This is a genomic window from Candidatus Dormiibacterota bacterium, from assembly GCA_036495095.1.
Taxonomy (GTDB): domain Bacteria; phylum Chloroflexota; class Dormibacteria; order Aeolococcales; family Aeolococcaceae; genus CF-96.
Window position 1 is genome coordinate 1 of the sequence record DASXNK010000196.1, and the last position, 14825, is coordinate 14825.

Consider the following 14825-nt stretch of genomic DNA (forward strand, 5'->3'; position numbering starts at 1 on the left):
AGCCGCGCAGTGAGGTGCTCCTCCTCGACCGGGCGATCAGGGACGGCAGCGTGGCCTGCTCCGAGTACGTCCGCGAGGACAGCTCGATCCCCGAGCACCTCATCGAGCACTTCGGCCTGTCGTCGCTGGCGGCGGCCCCCATGGTCAGCGGCGGCTCCGTCCTCGGCATCCTCTGCGTCGACCGGTGGGGGCACCGCTTCACCCTCAGCAGGGACCAGCGCGCCCACGTCGACGCCTTCACCCGGGAGGCGGCGCTCGGCCTGCGGCTCGCCCAGCTGGTGTCGGACGGCACCTCTGCGGCGGTGCAGGCCGAGCGTCTGCGGGTGGCGCGGCGCCTCCACGACACCACGGCGCAGCTCCTCTATGCCATCGGCAACGAGTGCGCCCAGGCCAGGACGGAGGCGACGGCCGACGCGGCCATCACCCGGATCGAGCAGCTGGCCGCGTTCGGCAGCGAGGAGATCCGGCACGTCATCGATGCGGCACGGGCCAGCGAGGGGGCCGATCCGACCCCCAACCGCGTCGGCGCCCTCGTCGCCCACCTGCGTGAGCTGTACGCCTGCGAGATCGGGGTCACCGGCGACTGGCAGAAGTTCGGCACCGGCTCGCCGGTGTGGGACCTCCTGCTCGCCGTCGTCCGGGAGGGGATCACCAACGCCGTCAAGCACGGGGCGGCGCGCAACGTGGTGCTCTGGCTGCAGCACTCCGAGGCGCTGATCCGCCTCGAGGTGCGGGACGACGGCTCCCAGCGCGCCAGCGGACGTGCCGGCGGGGGCCGCCGCGGCACCTGCTTCGGGCTCTCCGACCTGAGGCGGCGCCTCGCGCAGTGGGGCGGCTGGCTGAGCCTGAGCCAGAACGACGACGGCGGCCACACCCTCCGGGTGTCGGTGCCGGGACCGCTGTGATGGGCGCCCATCCCCCGCTTCCCGGGGTCATGATCGTCGATGACCACACCGTCGTCCGGGAGGGGATCCGCAGCTACCTCCGGTCGGACGGTCGCTTCGAGGTGGTCGCCGAGGCCGGCACCGTGGCCGAGGCGCGCACCCGTATCCGCGCGCTGCGCGGCACCGTACGCTACCTCATCGTCGACCTCGAGCTCAGCGACGGCTCCGGGATCGAGGTCATCCGTGAGGGACGCCTGCAGGAGCCGCCCCTCGACGGCGTGGTGCTCACCGCCTTCCCCGGCTCCGGGCCGCTGCGGCGCGCGCTGGCGACCGGGGCGCGGGGGTTCGTCCTCAAGGCGGCGGGGTCACGCGGCCTCCTGTCCGCGCTCGCCTGTCTCGAGACCGGGGAGCTCTACCTCGACCCCCGTCTCGGCAACGCCATCGTGGACGCCCTCCTCTCGCGCGAGGACGAGCGGGGGGCGAAGGACTCCCGCCTCCTCGCCCTGCTGGCCGACGGCCTCACCGACAAGGAGATCGCCAGCATCGTGGGGAAGACCCCGACGGCGGTCACCCACGAGATCGCGAACCTCCTCCACCGCATGGGCGTCAGCAGCCGGGCGGCCGCGGTGAACCAGGCCCTCCAGGGGGGCATCCTCGCCTGAGGAGGAGGGGCGGGGCGGCAGCCCGCGCCGGTACGGTCACTCGCCGTACATGACCATGCCGCGGATGTTCCGGCCGCTCCGCATGTCCTCGTAGCCCTGGTTGATGTCGCGCAGCGTGTAGGTGGTGGTCACCAGCTCGTCGAGCTTCACCTGTCCCTGGCGGTAGAGGTTGAGGATCCGCGGGATCTCGACCTGGGCGTTCGAGGAGCCGAAGAGCGCGCCCCTCACCTCCTTCTCGTACATGGTCAGCTCGAAGAGCGACATGTCCGCGGTGGTGTCCTCGGGATGGGCGATCGAGGTGACCACCACCCTGCCCCGCTTCCCCACCAGGCTGAGCGCCTGGCGGACGTACGCCCCCTCGGCGACGTCGGTGGTGATCAGGCAGCTCTGGGCGAGCTGGCCGCGGGTCAGCTCGCTGACGATCGCCCAGGCCTCGTCGTAGGTGGCGGCGGTGTGGGTGGCGCCGAGCTCCTCGGCCTTCTCGCGCTTGAAGGGAACCGGGTCGAGCGCCACGATGTGCTGGGCGCCGGCGCAGCGCGCACCCTGCACCGCGCTGGCGCCGATGCCGCCGATGCCCATCACCACCACCGTGTCGCCGGGACGCACCCCGGCACTGTTCACCGCGGTGCCGAAGCCGGTGGTCACGCCACAGCCGACCAGTGACGCGACGTGGAGGGGGATGTCGTCGTCGATCTTCACCAGCGACGCCGCGGGCACCACGGTGTAGGGGCTGAAGGTGCCGAGCAGGCACATCTGGCCGACCCCCTCGCCGCCGGCGTGGAAGCGGTAGGTGCCGTCGAGCTGGGGCCCGAGGATGATGTTGGCTCCGAGGTCGCAGAGGTTGGTGCGCCCGCTCGCGCACCAGGTGCACCGGCCGCAGGACGGCAGGAACGAGAGCACGACGTGGTCGCCGGGGGCCACCACGCTGACGTTGGGGCCGACCTCCTCGACCACGCCCGCGCCCTCGTGGCCGCCGACCACGGGGAAGGGGATGGGGATGTCGCCGGTGACCAGGTGCTCGTCGGAGTGACACAGCCCGGAGCTGGCGAGCCGGACCAGCACCTCCCCCTCGGAGGGCCGGTCGAGCTCGACCTCCTCGACGCTCCAGGGCTGGTTCAGCCCCCACAGGACCGCGGCTTCCACCTTCATCGATTGCCTCCTCCGACGGTGTCGTAGCTCAGGGTGTGACCCGGGGTCGCGCTGGCGGCCCCGCTGGTTGCTCGTGCATGGGCGGGGGCGAGCAGCCGGATGCAGAGCGGCGGGCAGAGGAGGAGCACGGCGAGCACCGCCGCCGCCACACCCAGTCCCGCCACCAGCCCGAAGCTGCGCAGCAGCGGCGAGCTGCTCACCGCCAGGGCGAGGAAGCCGGCGCACAGGGTGAGGCCGGACACGGCGATCGCCGAGCCGGTCCGTGCCGACGTGGTGGCCGCCGCCTCCGCCGGGGCCAGCCCCGCGGCCAGCGCCTCGCGGAACCGCGCCGACCAGATCACCGAGAACTCGGTGGCGAGCGCGATCACCAGGGCGCCGAGCACCGCGGTGATGGGGTTGACCTGGATGCGCAGCGCCACCACCACCAGCGTCGTCCAGCCGGTGGCGAGCACCATCGGCACCAGCCCGACCACCGTCCGCCGCGCGCTCCGGGTGACGAGCAGGAGCACCGCGCCCACCGCGGCGAGGGCGAGCAGGTCCATGAGCAGCCCGCTGCTCGCCAGGCCGGCCTCGCCGTCGGCGGCGAGCACCGCGTCGCCGGCGAGCCGGGCGTTGGCTCCGGGCGGCGGCGACAGGGTGTCGCGCATCCGCGCCAGCAGCCTCTCCTGCTGGGCGAGGTCCTGCAGCGGGATGCCGATGGCGACCGACGCGTGGCGCCGGTCGGCGGTCACGAGGTTCTGGACGAGGTAGGGGGGGAGGCCGGCCAGGATCTGCCGCTGGGTGGCGGGGTCCGGGACCTTCCCCTGGTTCACGGTGACGAGCAGGTCGGCGATCGAGACCGGCGGCGGCGCGCCCGCGGGCAGCAGGCCGGCGAGCCGCTTCTCCGCCGCCAGCATCCAGGCTGTCACCGCCGGGGCGGTGACGTCCGGGGCGTCGACGAGCACGGCGATCTCCGCCCCGGCCCCGGTGGCGCGCTCCAGGGTGCCCAGGTCGCGCAGCGCGGGGAGGCCGCTGCTCGCGAAGTTCCGGATGTCGGTGGTGGTGCGCTGCAGGGGCGCCAGGGCGAGGCCCGCCGCCCCGGTGATCAGGGCGACCGCCAGCACCGCGGTGGACCGGCGCATGCCGGCGGCGCCGATGCACCCGGTGATCCGCTGGAGCCGCGCGCGGGTGCCGCCGCCCGCGCCGATGCGTCCCCGCACCAGGAGGGGGACGGCGATGAGCAGGAGCGCCAGGAGGCCGCAGGCGACCCCGATCGCCACCACCATCCCGATCGACCTGACCACCGGGATGGGCGACACCACGAGCACCAGGGCGCCGGCGGCCGTGGCGCCCGCGGCCAGGCCCAGCGCGCGGGCCCGCCGGCGGACGGTGGCCATCGTCGCCGCCCCGTCCTCGCGTGCGCCGCCGGCGCCGAGTTGGACCACGTAGTCGGTGATGAGCCCGAGCAGGATCGGCACCGCGGCAATGGCGGCGAGCGTGGTGGGCCGGCGCAGCAGGTCGAGGGCACCGGCGGTGTAGACCACGCCCGCCAGGGCCACCGGCACCGGCAGGAGCGCGAACCGCCCGCGCAGGAGAAGAAGGAGGATGGCGATCATCGCGATCGCGGCCACGGGGAGCACGGCGCGGAGGTCGGTCGCCGACGCGCGTGTCAGCGCCTCCTCCACCACCGGGGCCCCGCTCACCACCACCTGGGCGCCCTGCAGCGGGAACTGCCGGAGCGTGGCGGTGACGGTGTCGCGCAGCTGGCGCACCGTGCCCAGGCCCGCGTTGTCGGCGAGGCGCACCGCCACCAGCGTCGCCCCCGGCCGCGGGAAGAACGACCGGTACAGCGGCTTGACCGACCCGTCGCGCCGGAAGAGGAAGGCGGAGACGAAGCGGGGGTTGTCGAGGCTCGGCACCCCCGTCTCCCTGATCTGGGGGAAGCGGTCGAGCAGCGACACGGTGTCGCGCCGCAGCGTGGCCACCTCCTCCGCGCGGGCCGCGGCCTCGGCGTCGGCCGCCGACCTCCCCGCCTTCTGCGCGGTGGCGCGCGCGGCGTCACCGGCGGTCTTCGCGTCGGCGCGCAGCGCGGTCAGGGCGACGTCGAGCGCGGCCGTGGCCGCGGAGTTCACCAGCGTCCCGGGGCCCTCCACCGCGCGCACGCCGGGAACGTGCTGGAGCCGGCCCTCGAGGCTGGCCAGGATGATGAGGTTCCGCGTGCCGGTGGCCACCTGCCATGGCGCCTGCACGAGCACCACGACCGGGTCGCCGCCGAAGCTGCGAGCGTACTCCGCGGTAGCGTCGCTGGCCTGCGACGCGGGTGCGAGCGTCGCGGTGCGGGCGTCGAGACCGAGACGTGTGGCCCCGAACCCCGCCGCGCCCAGGAGGACGGCGGCCACCGCGAAGCAGACGAGCAGGCGGAGCCGTGTCATGCGATCCCAACAACGTGAATTGCGGCCACAGCGGCGAGGAACGGCCCCCGCACGCTCCATTAACGGGACGGTGCGCCCGCCTGCGGACAGCCCCCGTTCCAGCCGGCCGGTCATTCCGGGGGATCCGTGCGCTCCCCCGAATCGGCGTGACCCCCGGCCGGAAGGAGCGATTGCCCGCCCCGACGAGGGCCACTCAGAATCGGATCGGGCGCCAAGTGCGTTGTGTGGCAGGAACTCGGGGGAGGCCGGAGCATGGCGGTCGGCACTGCAGATGTCGCAGACAGGACCCTGCATCCCCCGGTGACGGAGGAGCTCGGGGCGATCATGCAGCGCGGGCTGCGCCCCGGGAAGAAGGGTCTCGCGGCTCTCGGGGAGATGGTCCTGCTCGGAGGCGCGACCTTCCGATCACTGCGCCGCGGCGTCGCCTGGGACGAGTTCGTGCACCAGGCCGACGTCTTCTTCAAGCGGATGATGCTGCCCGTCTGCCTGATCGGCCTCGGCTGGGGGGTGATGGTCTCGCTCGAGGCGGGGAACATCCTCCAGCTGGCGCAGGCGTCGTGGCGGCTCGGCGACTTCGAGGCCATGAGCCACATCCGCGAGTTCGACTCCTTCGTGATGGGCGACATCGCGATGGGGGTCGCGGGCACCGCCATCGTCGCCGACCTCGGGGCGCGGAAGGTGCGCGACGAGCTCGCGGCGATGAGCACCCTGGGCATCGACGTGGTCCGCGAGATGGTCGCTCCACGGGTGCTGTCGATGATGCTCATGACCAGCGCCATGCTCTTCCCGATGATGGTCACCAGCCTGTTCACCGGCTGGGGCACCGCCGTCTACCTGCGCGGGGCCTCGTCGGGCGGCTACTGGCACGACTTCTTCAACAACACGACGCCGGTCGACCTCCTGATCGGGCTGGTGAAGTGCGCGTGCTTCGGCATGTTCGGCGGCATCATCGCCTGCTACAAGGGGATGAGCGCCGCGGGCGGGGGCCGGGGCGTGGGGCGCGCCGTGAACGAGGCGGTGGTCACCTCGATCATCGTCGCCATGGCCGTCAACTACCTCGCCACGTCGATCCTCATGGCGCTCAACAGCTCCGTCAACGTGCTCAAGTGATGGGAATGCACATGCACCTGATGAGGGCTGCGCACCATGGCTGATGTGCCCATCGGCGCCCCCCGCGGCGGCGCCCTGCTGGGGCCGGCGACCGCCGCCGGCCGCAAGACCGCCGTCGCCCTGGGCGAGCTCGGCGAGATCACCCTCTTCTTCGCCCGCGCCCTCTGGGGCATCCGCCACGTGCACCGGCACTTCGAGGAGTTCATCCGCTTCGCGGCCTACGTGGCGCTGTCGACGCTGCCGGTGGTGGTGGTCATCAACTACTTCATGGGCAGCGAGTGCGGGCTGGAGTCGTGGTACTCGCTGAAGATCATCGGCGTCCAGGACCTGGGGGGAGTCTTCGACGCCTTCTGCGACCTGCGCGAGTGCACCCCCATCTACTTCGGCTTCGCCATCGGCGCCAAGGTGGGCTGCGGCCTCGCCGCCGAGCTGGGCACGATGCGCATCTCGCAGGAGATCGACGCCCTCAAGACCCTGGGCGTCAACACCATCGACTACCTCGTGAGCACCCGCGTCCTCGCCTGCCTGCTGGTGCTCCCGCTCCTCCACGTGGCCGCGCTCGCCTCGAGCTTCGTCGCGTCCTTCGTGGTGCAGATCCTCCAGATCCAGGCCCTGTCGCGGGGCATCTACCTCGACTACTTCTGGCGCTTCATGAACCCCCTCGACCTCGTGTACTCACTGGTCAAGGCGATGAGCTTCGCGCTCTGCACGATCTCGTGCGGGATCTACTACGGGTACAACGTCACCGGCGGGTCCGACGGTGTCGGCCGGGCCGCCGCCAAGACCACGGGCATCTCGATGATCTTCGTGATCATCTTCAACTCCATCTTCACCCAGGTCTTCTGGGGTGTGAACCCGCACACCCCGGTGCCGTAGCGCGGACATGCGTGAAGTGACATCCGAGAGAGTACGCCGATGCAAGTGATCGCCGAGCACCTTCGCAAGCAGTTCGACACCAACGTCGTGCTCGACGACGTCAACCTGAGGATTCCCGAGGGCGAGATCACGATCATCATGGGGCCGTCGGGCACGGGGAAGAGCGTGTTCCTCGCTCACGTCATCGGGCTGCTCATGCCCGACGGCGGCAGCCTCATGGTCGACGGCCGGCCGGTGGCCGACCGCAACATGAAGGAGCTGAACGACATGCGCCGCCGGATGGGCATGCTCTTCCAGGACGGCGCGCTCTTCAGCTCCATCAACCTCTACGACAATGTGGCGCTGCCGCTGCGCAAGCACACCAACCTCAGCGAGGGCCGGATCCGGGAGATCGTCAAGGCGCGTCTCAAGGAGGTGGGGCTGGCCGGGGCGGAGAACCGGATGCCCAGCCAGCTGAGCGGCGGCATGCGCAAGCGCGCGGGGCTGGCCCGGGCCATCGTCCTCGACCCCGAGCTGCTGCTCTTCGACGAGCCGGACTCGGGCCTCGACCCGGTGCGCACCCGGCTGCTCTGCGACCTCATCGAGGACACCTGGAAGGCGAAGGGCGGCACCTACGTCATCGTCTCGCACGACGTCAACGAGGTGGCCAAGACCGGCCACAACATCGCCATCCTCTGGGGCGGGGTGGTCCGGCAGTTCGGGCCGCGCGAGCAGGTCTACGCGTCCGACGACCCGTTTGTTCACCAGTTCATGCACGGGGCCTCCGAGGGCCCGCTCACGATGGACTGAGGGGGGAGATCAGAGCGTGCGTCCGCGTACCATCGGCATCTACACCATCCTCGCCGCCGTGGCCCTCTGCGCGGGGACGATCGGCCTGGCCCGTGTGAACGGCGTGTTCGCCGGCGACTTCCCCTACCACGTGAAGGTGCGCTTCGACGACACCCAGGGCCTGGTGATGGGCAGCCGCGTCTCCATCGCGGGCGTCCCCGCCGGCAAGGTGGAGGCGCTCGAGGTCGACAACCGCAACCATGCCGCGGTGCTCACCCTCGGGGTCACCGAGCGGGTGAGGCCGGTGCTCGACGACACCACCGCCTTCATCCGGCCGCGCGGGCTCGCCGGCGAGAAGTTCGTCGAGCTGCGGCTGGGCACCCAGGGACGGCCCCTCGGCGAGGGCGGATGGCTGCAGGGGAAGGGCAACCCCACCGTCGAGCTGGAGTCGATCGGCGACTCCTTCGACGCCCCGACGCGGGCCGGGCTGAAGAGCTTCCTCGACGAGCTCGGTGTCGGCCTGGTGGGCACCGGCACCACCGCCAACCACGACATCGAGGAGCTGCTCGGCCTCGTCGACAGGGCGCAGGGCCTGGCCACCACCCTGCAGACCCAGAACGACAGCATCGGGTCGGTTGTCGCCAACCTCGACACCGTGATCTCCGCCCTCGACGGCCTGCAGCGGCAGGGGGGCACCCTCGACCAGTTCGCCGGCAACGCCGCCGCGGTGAGCACGGCGGTGGCCGACCGGGATCAGCAGCTGCGCAGCCTCCTCCAGCGGCTGGGAGCGGTGCTCGACGACTTCGGCACCGCGGTGGGCGGGCACCAGGGCCAGTTCCGCGACGCGCTGCAGCGCCTCCCCGGACTGTCGGTCAAGCTGCGGGGCCTCCTCTCCGCGCTCGACCCGACCCTGGCGGCATTCCAGGGCGACATGCCCACCATCCAGCAGCTCCTCCGGCAGGTGGCCGACGGCACCTTCGGACCGTTCCCCGAGGGCAACCGCCTGGCGCTGACCGTCACCGGCTCGCCGGAGGCGATCAGCCCGGCCGCCCCCCAGGGTGCGGCGCTGTCGCAGAGCCAGATCATGCAGTTCCTGACCGGGGGGCGCTGACGATGCGGTTCGACATCAGGCACCTCGCCCAGTTCGTCGTCTTCGCCCTGGGCCTCACCGCGCTCGCCCTCTACATGGCCATGCAGATGAACCACACCGGCTCGCTGTTCGCGTCGCGCTACCAGGTCAGGGCGGAGTTCCGCAACTCCGACATGCTGCTCAACGACCAGGACGTCCGGATCCACGGGGTCCAGGTGGGCAAGGTGACGGGCGTCGACGCCACCCACGACGGCCACGTCATCGTCTCGATGCTCATCGACTCGAAGCAGGCGCCGCTGCACGCCGACGCCTCCGCCCGGGTGCGTCCGTACACGCTGATCGGCGACAAGTACGTCGACGTCGATCCCGGCACCGAGTCGGCGCGGCCGATCCCGGCGGGAGGCATGATCCCCGCCGCCCGGACCAGCGTCCCCATCGAGATCTCGCAGCTCCTCGACATCATCGACGCCGACACCCGCACGAAGATCGACTACCTCCTCCAGGGTGGCGGTGCCGCGCTGCGCGGCCGCGGCTCGACCGTCAACGACCTGCTGGCCAGGCTGCCGCAGCTGGAGAAGACGCTGGCGAGCACGCTGCTCGTCCTCGACTCCCGCTCGCGGTCGATCGACCACCTCCTGGCCACCTCGGACAGCCTGCTGACCAGCCTGGCGCAGAACCACACCCGCCTCGACGCCGCGGTGAACTCGTCCGCACGGCTGGCCGGTGCGCTCGCCGACGACCGCGACGTCATCACCCAGACGGTCGTGCAGGCGGACCGGAGCCTCAACCTCCTCGCCACCGCCATCGCCGGCGAGGGCAGCGACGCGCGGCAGCTGGTCGCGGACGCCCCGGCGCTGCTGGACGAGCTGCAGCGGTTCCTGCACCTTGCCGACGCGGACGTCAACGGAGTCGCGCCCGAGACCGCGCAGATCCGGGGCCTCATCCCGCAGCTGCGCAGCAGCTTCAGCGCGCAGGATGCGAACGGGTACTACCTCCGCGTCTACGACCGGTACGACTGCAGCTCGGTGGTGAGCACGGGTGGCCCGGGTGCCCCTCCCTGCAGCCTCCCCAAGCCGGCGCACTGAGGAGGAGGGAACCGATGGCACCGCACGAGCGCCACTCCAGCCAGACCCACTTCGACGACAGGGCACATCTGACCGTCGCGGGGAAGACCGCCGCCACCGCCTGCTTCGTGGTCGCGTGCTTCGCCGGCATCCTCGCCACCACCCACCTCATCGGCACCCAGCTTCCCCTGGTGCCGGAGTACACGGTCTCCGCGATCCTTGCCGACGCCCAGGACGTCATCCCGGACAGCCAGGTGACCATGAGCGGGGCGACGGCCGGCCGCGTCGACGAGGTGACGCTCACCCCCCAGGGCGCCCGGATCACCATGCGCCTGTTCGACCGGTGGCAGCACATCCACCGCGACGCCACCGCCTCGATCCGGATCAAGAGCCTGCTCGGTGAGCGCTTCGTCAACATCGACCCGGGATCCGTCTTGGAGCCGGAGCTGCCGTCGGGATCGACGCTGGCGAGCAGGGGCACGCTGAGTGTCGAGCTCACCGACGTCCTCAACATGATGGATCCCCACACCCGGAGCGACCTCGGCGTCCTCATCTCCTCCATGGCCACGGGCACGGCGGGGCGAGGCGCGGACATCAACACCGCCATCCGCGACCTGCGCACCCTGGTGACCGACATGGAGCCGGCCACCGGTGCGGTGGCGAAGCGGGCCGCCGACGTCCAGCACCTGGTCGGCGCCGCCGACGGCGTGACCCGTGACCTGGCGGCGCAGCAGGGCGACCTGGCCCGGCTCGTGGACCGGGCCAACAGCGCGGTCCGGTCGCTGAACGACGATCGGGCGCCGCTGCTCACCGTGATCGACCAGGGAGACCGTCTGAGCACCGCGTTCTCCGACATCCTCAACCCCCCGACGCAGGCGGGGATTCGCGACACGCTCAACGCCGCGCCCCCGGCACTGGACCGGGTGACGGGGCTGGGGTCGACCCTGGGCCCGACCGCGGCCCAGGTGCGCCCGGCGGCCCCCAGCCTGACCCAGCTGATCCCCGAGGTGCGCTCGACCTGGGGCTTCACCGACGCCAACGGGCACTGGCTCCGCGTCTTCGCCCTCGGCGGCGGCCCCAACAACCTCACCACCACGTCGAACGGCGATCGCCGGCCCGCGCCGAACACCCCGGTCGGGGGGGAGGGTGACCAGGCCCCCGGCTTCTTCGGCCTCCCCGGGCTGCCCGGCGCTCCCGCATCGGGACCGGCGGGGGCGTCGGCGCGTCCCGGCGCCGTCCCCGACCCGGCTCTCTGGACCCTTCTCTTCGGGGAGATGTGACCGATGCGACGGACCCTCCACTGGCTGACCTTCACCTCCTCCGGACAGGTGGCCGGAACCCTGGCCGCCTTCGCGCTGATCCTCTTCGTCATCGCCGTCGCCGTGGAGGGCTTCGCGAAGTTCGTCGATCAGCGCGGCTACCACGTCCACGTCACCCTCGCGGACGTCAACACCCTCTACGACCACCAGACGGTGAAGCTGAACGGCGTGACCGTGGGGCAGGTCGACGACCTCAGCCCCAACTACGCGGCCCGCGCGGTGGACGTCAATCTCGGGATCACCCCGGACCACGCGCCGCTCCACCGCGGGGCGCGGTTCAGCGTCCACTCCTCGGGGCTGTTCGCCGAGCAGTACGTGAAGATCGTCGACGGGCCCGCCGGCGCCCCGGCGCTTCCCGACGGCGCGGCGATCCCGGTCAGCGAGACCATACCTGCGGTCGGCATCGACACCGTGGTCGACACCCTCGACGCCACCACGCGGGCGGAGATCCGCACCCTGGTCACCCAGGCGAGGACCGGACTCGACGGGCAGTCGGCGGCCGACCTCAACGCCAGCCTCGGCGCCCTCCACCAGGCGGTCGAGGCGCTCGATCCCGCGGTCACCGCCTTCTCGCAGCGCACCGGCGCGATCGACTCGATGATCAGCGACTACGACGCCCTGGGCACCAAGGTCGCCAGCGACCGGGCCGCGCTCACCCGGACGCTCCCGCAGCTGGAGCAGGCCTTCGCGACCCTGGACACCCACCGGGACGAGGTCAGCCAGGCGCTGCAGACCGCGGCGTCGACGATGGTCACGGCGAGCACCGTGGTGACCCAGCGGGTGCCCGAGCTGCGCAGCACCTTCGTCGAGCTGCCGGGGATGCTCCGCGTCGTCGACTCGATGCTCGGGGAGCTCAACCCGCTGCTCGCCCGCATCGAACCGGCGGCTCCGCAGATCCGGCAGCTGCTGGTCGAGCTGCAGCGCAGCTTCGGCGACAGCGACCAGTTCGGCAGCTACCTGCGCGTGCTGCCGCAGTTCGGCGCCGGGTCGATCGAGGAGGGCGTGCCCGGGCAGCGCTTCCCCGATCCCGGCTTCCCGCCGTCGACGAGCCCTCCGTCCGCGCCGCCCGGCGCGTCCCACTCGGCGGCCCCGGCGCCGGGCGCGCGCGATCGCAACGCCGACGCCTGGAAGGAGCTGTTCAAGTGAGCACCACACCCACCGGGACCGGGCCCAGGATCAAGACCACGCTGTACCCCGTCCTCCTCACCCGGGTGCATCCCCTCATCGCCGGGACGGTCGGCCTGGTGGTCATCTCCTTCATCGTCTATCTCGTCTTCGCCGTCACCGCGGTCCAGGGCAATCCCTTCGTCCACAAGTACACGGTGCACGGGCGGTTCTCGAACGTCGTCGGGCTGAGCAAGAACGACTTCGTCACCGTCAAGGGGGTGCGCGTCGGCCGCGTCAGCGACATCGAGCAGGCGGGGCCGCTGGCGGACGTCAGCCTCGCCTTCGACCACATCCGCCTCCACGATGACGCGAGCGCGATCGTCCGCCCGCGCAACCTGGTCGGCGAGACCTGGCTGGAGGTGAACCCGGGCTCGACCTCCCGGCCCGAGCTGCCCGACGGCGCGGTGCTCCGGGTCCAGCAGACGGTGAGCCCCGTGCAGCTCGACGAGGTTCTGAAAACCCTGAACCCGGAGGTGCGCACCGCGCTCGCCGGCTTCCTCCGGGAGACCGGCACCGGGCTCCGCGGACGGGGCGAGGACCTCAGCATGCTGGTGCGCCAGAGCGAGTCGACGCTGCCGTCGACGGCGGACACATTCGCGGCCTTCAACGCGCCCCAGCTCGACGACCTGATCGCCACCCTCAACACCGACGCGGCCACCCTCGCGGCGCGCTCCGGCCAGCTGACCAGCCTGGTCGTGAACGGCAACAGCCTCCTCGGCGCGCTCGCCGGTGACACCCGGAACATCCAGTCCGCCATCGAGCACGCGGACGTCGCCCTGGGCCGGAGCCACGCGGTGCTCCAGGACCGCACCCAGGGGCTCGGCAACACCATCGCCGGGCTGGACTCGGCGGCCAGCAGCATCGGCACGCTGGTCGACCACTCGCGGCCGATCGCGGACGCGGTCACCCCCCAGCTGCCGGCGCTGATGGCCTTCATCGGCGAGCTCCAGTCGGCCACGGGGACGTCCGACCTCAACGGCTACTTCATGCGGCTGATCGTCTCCGTCGGAGCCGGCAGCCTCGCCGACCCCGGCTACCAGGGCGTGCCCGGCATCCCCGGTCCTCGGGTGCAGCGAGCACCGGCCGGCGGGGCGAGCGCGCCGTCACCGCGGCCGCAGCCGGCCCCGTCCGGCCCCGAGCTGGCCCCGAGCATGTCGGGGCTGATGGACCTGGTGTACGGAGGCCGATAGCGTGACCCTTCATCCCCGCCTCTACCGATCCCTGTGCATCGGGGCGGGCCTCGGCGTCTTCGTGGTCGCCGTGATCGCCATCACCGAGGTCTTCGTGGCCGCGCTCGGGCTGCACGTCGTGCCCCCGATCAGGGCGCCCTACAAGATCTCCGCGGACTTCCCCGACGCCCTCGGCGTGCGCGTCGGCCAGCAGGTGATGGAGAACGGCGCGGTGGTCGGCCAGGTCTCGGGCGTCGAGGTCCAGGACCGTCACGCCCATGTGGACATGGAGTTCGACAGCGGCAGGGGGCCGATCCACGACACCGCCTCCGCGCAGATCCTCCCCACCAGCCAGGTCGGGCATCCGGTCATCGAGATCGACGACCCCGGCTACGGCAACGACCTGCTCAGCGACCGCACCCTGCCGCTGGCACGCAACCACATCCCCGTCTACGTCGACGACGTGGTCTCGGCGCTGAACGGCGACGACCGCACCGGGCTGCAGACCATCATGCGCGAGCTGGGCACCGCGAGCACGGGCCGCGGGCAGGACATCCGCGCCGTGGCCTCCGACACCCGGGCCTTCCTCGCCGCGCTCACGCCGATCTCGCAGCAGCTCTCCACCGACAGCGCGCACATCGCCGGCATCCTCGACCACAGCCACGCGGTGATGGGGCAGCTCGCCCAGTCGAACATGGACGCCCTGGTCGGCGAGCTCGGCCGTCTCGGCGGGACCGTCGCGGCCCAGGAGCCCCACCTCGGTGGCACCCTGCGCGCGGCCAGCGCCGACCTCGCCACCGTCCGCGACATGCTGCAGGGGAACGAGGACAGCGCTCTGCGGGCGCTCACCGGCCTCCCGCCGGCGATCGCCGCGGTCGAGAGGACGGTCGCGGACTTCACGCCGCTGCTCGAGAGGGCCCTGGTCCCCAACCAGGCGGACATCGTCCAGCTCATCACCGAGCTGCAGCAGAGCTTCGCGCGCACCGGGTCGGACGGGCAGAACTTCCTGAAGGTCGCGGTCGCCGGCAACAACATCCGCAGCTTCCTGGGCGGCACCGGCCACGGGCCGGGGGGCTTCGGGTCCGGCTCCGGCGCGGCGGCGCCGGCACCGCCCGCGAGCCCCGACACCCTGCTGTCCATCCTGTTCGGAGGCTGA

Annotated in this window: 13 protein-coding genes; 11 read left to right on the forward strand and 2 right to left on the reverse strand. The window is 72.0% G+C overall.

The window, feature by feature from the left end; all coding sequences use genetic code 11:
* Positions 1-905 (forward strand): ATP-binding protein (locus VGL20_19705; protein HEY2705913.1); only part of this gene is annotated, 905 nt, incomplete at its 5' end.
* The gene (locus VGL20_19710) at positions 905-1546 is read left to right on the forward strand and encodes a response regulator transcription factor (protein HEY2705914.1); all 642 of its coding nucleotides are present in this window, start codon (positions 905-907) and stop codon (positions 1544-1546) included. The genes VGL20_19705 and VGL20_19710, both read left to right, overlap by 1 nt.
* Positions 1547-1582: 36 nt before the next feature.
* On the opposite strand, the gene VGL20_19715 is transcribed toward VGL20_19710, so the two are convergent.
* Both VGL20_19715 and VGL20_19720 read right to left on the reverse strand, forming a co-directional pair.
* Positions 1583-2695 carry an NDMA-dependent alcohol dehydrogenase gene (locus VGL20_19715; GenBank protein HEY2705915.1) on the reverse strand — a complete coding sequence of 371 codons (1113 nt, stop codon included), beginning with the start codon at positions 2693-2695 and terminating at the stop codon, positions 1583-1585.
* Positions 2692-5106: an MMPL family transporter gene (locus VGL20_19720; protein ID HEY2705916.1), complete on the reverse strand. Its 2415-nt coding sequence runs from the start codon at positions 5104-5106 to the stop codon at positions 2692-2694. Before VGL20_19720 ends, VGL20_19715 begins: the two co-directional genes overlap by 4 nt.
* A gap of 300 nt (positions 5107-5406) precedes the next feature.
* Between VGL20_19720 and VGL20_19725 the strand changes: the two genes are divergently transcribed.
* The 9 genes from VGL20_19725 to VGL20_19765 are packed head-to-tail and all read left to right on the forward strand — an operon-like array spanning position 5407 to position 14825.
* Positions 5407-6216 (forward strand): ABC transporter permease, encoded by an 810-nt coding sequence (locus VGL20_19725; GenBank protein ID HEY2705917.1) that lies wholly within the window; start codon positions 5407-5409, stop codon positions 6214-6216.
* A 36-nt stretch (positions 6217-6252) separates the two neighbouring features.
* Complete coding sequence (locus VGL20_19730; GenBank protein HEY2705918.1) at positions 6253-7092, forward strand: ABC transporter permease; 840 nt, start codon at positions 6253-6255, stop codon at positions 7090-7092.
* 39 nt (positions 7093-7131) lie between these two features.
* A complete protein-coding gene (locus VGL20_19735; GenBank protein ID HEY2705919.1) occupies positions 7132-7881 on the forward strand; it encodes an ATP-binding cassette domain-containing protein in 750 nt (249 codons plus the stop codon).
* Between the two features lie 16 nt (positions 7882-7897).
* Positions 7898-8971: an MlaD family protein gene (locus VGL20_19740; protein HEY2705920.1), complete on the forward strand. Its 1074-nt coding sequence runs from the start codon at positions 7898-7900 to the stop codon at positions 8969-8971.
* A gap of 2 nt (positions 8972-8973) precedes the next feature.
* Positions 8974-10035, forward strand: coding sequence for an MlaD family protein (locus tag VGL20_19745; protein ID HEY2705921.1), 1062 nt, complete (start codon positions 8974-8976; stop codon positions 10033-10035).
* 14 nt (positions 10036-10049) lie between these two features.
* Positions 10050-11294, forward strand: a complete 1245-nt coding sequence (locus VGL20_19750; GenBank protein ID HEY2705922.1) for an MlaD family protein — start codon at positions 10050-10052, stop codon at positions 11292-11294.
* Positions 11295-11297: 3 nt separating this feature from the next.
* Complete coding sequence (locus VGL20_19755) at positions 11298-12479, forward strand: MlaD family protein (protein HEY2705923.1); 1182 nt, start codon at positions 11298-11300, stop codon at positions 12477-12479.
* Positions 12476-13690 (forward strand): MlaD family protein, encoded by a 1215-nt coding sequence (locus VGL20_19760; protein HEY2705924.1) that lies wholly within the window; start codon positions 12476-12478, stop codon positions 13688-13690. Before VGL20_19755 ends, VGL20_19760 begins: the two co-directional genes overlap by 4 nt.
* Before the next feature lies 1 nt (position 13691).
* Positions 13692-14825 (forward strand): MlaD family protein, encoded by a 1134-nt coding sequence (locus tag VGL20_19765; GenBank protein ID HEY2705925.1) that lies wholly within the window; start codon positions 13692-13694, stop codon positions 14823-14825.

Excerpts from the sequence above, each read along its gene's own strand:
- VGL20_19710 (HEY2705914.1), top strand. The coding sequence starts at position 905 with ATGGGCGCCCATCCCCCGCTTCCCGGGGTCATGATCGTCGATGACCAC.
- VGL20_19715 (HEY2705915.1), bottom strand. The coding sequence starts at position 2,695 with ATGAAGGTGGAAGCCGCGGTCCTGTGGGGGCTGAACCAGCCCTGGAGC.
- VGL20_19720 (HEY2705916.1), bottom strand. The coding sequence starts at position 5,106 with ATGACACGGCTCCGCCTGCTCGTCTGCTTCGCGGTGGCCGCCGTCCTC.
- VGL20_19730 (HEY2705918.1), top strand. The coding sequence starts at position 6,253 with ATGGCTGATGTGCCCATCGGCGCCCCCCGCGGCGGCGCCCTGCTGGGG.
- VGL20_19735 (HEY2705919.1), top strand. The coding sequence starts at position 7,132 with ATGCAAGTGATCGCCGAGCACCTTCGCAAGCAGTTCGACACCAACGTC.
- VGL20_19745 (HEY2705921.1), top strand. The coding sequence starts at position 8,974 with ATGCGGTTCGACATCAGGCACCTCGCCCAGTTCGTCGTCTTCGCCCTG.
- VGL20_19750 (HEY2705922.1), top strand. The coding sequence starts at position 10,050 with ATGGCACCGCACGAGCGCCACTCCAGCCAGACCCACTTCGACGACAGG.
- VGL20_19755 (HEY2705923.1), top strand. The coding sequence starts at position 11,298 with ATGCGACGGACCCTCCACTGGCTGACCTTCACCTCCTCCGGACAGGTG.